The organism is Flectobacillus longus, from assembly GCF_030056705.1.
GTDB classification, from domain to species: domain Bacteria; phylum Bacteroidota; class Bacteroidia; order Cytophagales; family Spirosomataceae; genus Flectobacillus; species Flectobacillus longus.
This window is the reverse complement of the sequence record NZ_JASHIC010000062.1, coordinates 1-3,084: the sequence shown is the minus strand read 5'-3', so window position 1 is coordinate 3,084 and position 3,084 is coordinate 1. Positions and strand designations below refer to the sequence as shown.

The 3,084-nt window shown below is 37.4% G+C and carries 2 protein-coding genes; both read left to right on the top strand.

The features are described from left to right. Nucleotides 1–411 precede the first annotated feature (411 nt). On the top strand, nt 412–1,704 hold the full coding sequence (gene glyA, locus QM491_RS25415) for a serine hydroxymethyltransferase (RefSeq protein ID WP_283330393.1): 1,293 nt from the start codon (nt 412–414) through the stop codon (nt 1,702–1,704). A 266-nt stretch (nt 1,705–1,970) separates the two neighbouring features. Then, nucleotides 1,971–2,819, top strand: a complete 849-nt coding sequence (tatC, locus tag QM491_RS25410) for a twin-arginine translocase subunit TatC (RefSeq protein ID WP_283330392.1) — start codon at nt 1,971–1,973, stop codon at nt 2,817–2,819. The last annotated feature ends 265 nt before the right edge of the window (nt 2,820–3,084 follow it).

The window sequence follows — 3,084 nt, the reverse complement described above, 5'->3', positions numbered from 1 at the left end:
GACAAGCTTTCGCTATCGTCAAAAACAATACTGTGTTTCAGAATGATTTTCAGGCAAATAAAATTGCGCTCACAAAATAATATTTGCCTGAAAGTTTGATTTTTAATACAGTTCATCACGAATCACTAAATTTGTTAGTCTAGTAAAAACACTTAAACTCTTCTTTGCCAGTACTTAATCTTTTTACTTTTTCTAGAAATTAAAACTTTCTACTAATAACCTGAAAAATAAAGGGTTGCGAGACTAAGGCTAATTGAAAAATTGCCTGATAAGCGTAAAAAAATGTTTTCACAATCCATTTTTTAAGAGTATTTTTACTGTGTTAATACAAGAAACGCTTGGTTTTTATCATTATTTAATGATTTGTTAATACAAAACCAACCTCACAATTATTCAATCACAATTTGCGAAATGGCAACAGCAACTTTCACGCTCGAAAGAGATACTGAAATTTTTAACTTGATTAACCAAGAAGCACACCGCCAAGAATTTGGTATCGAATTGATTGCTTCTGAAAACTTCACATCTAAGCAAGTAATGGAAGCACAAGGCTCTGTGCTTACCAACAAATATGCAGAAGGTCTTCCAGGCAAACGTTACTATGGTGGTTGCGAAGTAGTTGACCAAATCGAAAATATCGCTATCGAACGTGCCAAAGCTCTTTTTGGTGCTACTTGGGCTAACGTGCAACCTCACTCTGGTGCACAGGCTAATGCAGCAGTATTTTTGTCTTTCTTGAACCCTGGCGACAAAATCCTAGGTTTCAACCTTGCACACGGAGGTCACCTTTCTCATGGTTCTCCAGTAAACTTTTCAGGTAAATACTTCCAACCATTCTTTTATGGTGTAGAAGAAGAAACAGGTTTGATCGACTGGGACAAAGTAGAAGCTACAGCCTTGAAAGAGCGTCCAAGATTGATTATCTGTGGTGCATCTGCGTATTCTCGTGACTGGGATTATGCTCGTTTGCGTAACATCGCTGACCAAGTAGGTGCTTTGTTGTTGGCAGATATTTCTCACCCTTCTGCTTTGATTGCAAAAGGTTTGTTGAATAACCCAATGCAACATTGCCATATCGTTTCTACAACAACACACAAAACGTTGCGTGGTCCTCGTGGTGGTTTGATTATGATGGGTCAGGATTTTGAAAACCCATTCGGTTTCAAAACATTGAAAGGTGATTTGAAAACAATGTCTGCTTGTTTAGACGGCGCTGTATTCCCAGGAACTCAAGGTGGTCCTTTAGAGCACGTAATCGCTGCTAAAGCTGTTGCTTTTGGCGAGGCTTTGTCAGATGACTTCCAAGTATATGCTGAACAAGTTCAGAAAAATGCTAAAGTAATGGCTCAGGCATTCTTAGACAAAGGTTACAAAATCATTTCGGGTGGTACAGACAACCACTTGATGTTGATTGACCTTCGTCCAAAAGGATTGACTGGTAAATTGGCTGAAAATACTTTGGTAAAAGCTGATATTACTATCAACAAAAATATGGTGCCATTCGATGACAAATCTCCATTTGTAACATCGGGTATGCGTGTAGGTACTGCTGCCATGACAACAAGAGGCATGAAAGAAGCTGAAATGTTGCACATTGTTGACCTTATCGATAGCGTATTGATGAACCATGACAATGAAACTTACATTGCTTCAGTAAAATCAGAAGTAAACAAATGGGTTGAGAACTTCCCACTTTACAAATAATTCTCTGATTTTGTCGATATGAAAAAACCCTGACACCTACAAAGGTTGTCAGGGTTTTTTGCTTTTTTCGTGTAACTTTGCGAATATGCACTTGATAAATTTCGTTGTCAAAAACGAAGTTATCAAGGAAGGAGCTTTCAAGATTTAGTTTTGTATAAAAAATACTTTACTCAATTTTTGACTCCATCTTGTTTGTTTTCCTGTAAGTAAAAGACTTTCAGGTATTTGCTCGATACAACATCTCATTTTAATTTTTAAACTGACTAATGGCACTAGACCAAGAATTTGACGAAGAACTAGAAGAAGGTATTGAAGGAAAGGAAATGACCTTCATTGAGCACTTAGAAGAACTTCGCTGGCATTTATTACGCTCGATTGCGTCTATTTTGATATTTACGATTGTTGCATGGATTTATAGAGAAGAAGTTTTTGGAGGAATCATTATGGGTCCTGCCAAATCAGATTTCTGGACTAACCGAATGTTGTGTAAAGTAGCCGATGCTACAGGTATGGAAGGGCTTTGTTTTAAGCAAGCTAGCTTTATTTTGCAGAGCCGTGAGGTATCAGGGCAATTTATGATGGCGCTTACCCAGTCGATTATCGTAGGTTTGATGTTTGCATTTCCTTATTTCTTCTGGGAAATATGGAAGTTTATTCGTCCAGGCTTGAAAGATACTGAAAAGTCTGCCGCTCGTGGTGCGGTATTTTGGGTATCGCTTTTGTTTTTCATGGGTGTGAGTTTTGGCTACTTTGTTGTTTCGCCAATGGCTATTAACTTCTTGGCAAACTTCAAGCTTGATGAAAGTATTCAAAACCAGTTTGACATCAACGACTATATTTCTTTGCTGTCGATGATGACATTGGCTTGTGGTCTTACGTTCCAACTCCCAATGATTGCTTATGTGCTTTCGCGTGTGGGTATTTTGACTCCAACATTTATGAGAGAGTACCGCCGTCATGCCTTGATTGTGATTTTGATTGTTGCAGCCATTATTACACCATCGCCAGATGTTATTTCTCAGTTGTTGGTAGCAACTCCATTATTTGGTTTATATGAAATCAGTATTTGGGTTTCGGCAAGTGTCAATAAGAAAAGAGAAGCCGAAATACTCTAATCAAAACATTCTTTTTAGTAACAGGAAAGATTAAATTACTAATATTAGTATCCTTCTGATTGTGAATACCTTCAAATAATCGATATACAGTTAACTGATAATGTCTTGTTACTTATTAACAAATAAGCCTTAGTATGAGTTGTACTAAGGCTTATTTGTTTTAGTTGTCTAGTCCTGAAATAGGTTGTCATCCAACCGACTTATTAAATGGAAACAAGTTCAAAAGCGAAACAGAAGCGTAGTCAACGAGATTACAGTATGGCTT

What these genes read in the sequence shown, in the direction of transcription:
- glyA (WP_283330393.1), top strand. Translation starts at nt 412, where the DNA reads ATGGCAACAGCAACTTTCACGCTCGAAAGAGATACTGAAATTTTTAAC.
- tatC (WP_283330392.1), top strand. Translation starts at nt 1,971, where the DNA reads ATGGCACTAGACCAAGAATTTGACGAAGAACTAGAAGAAGGTATTGAA.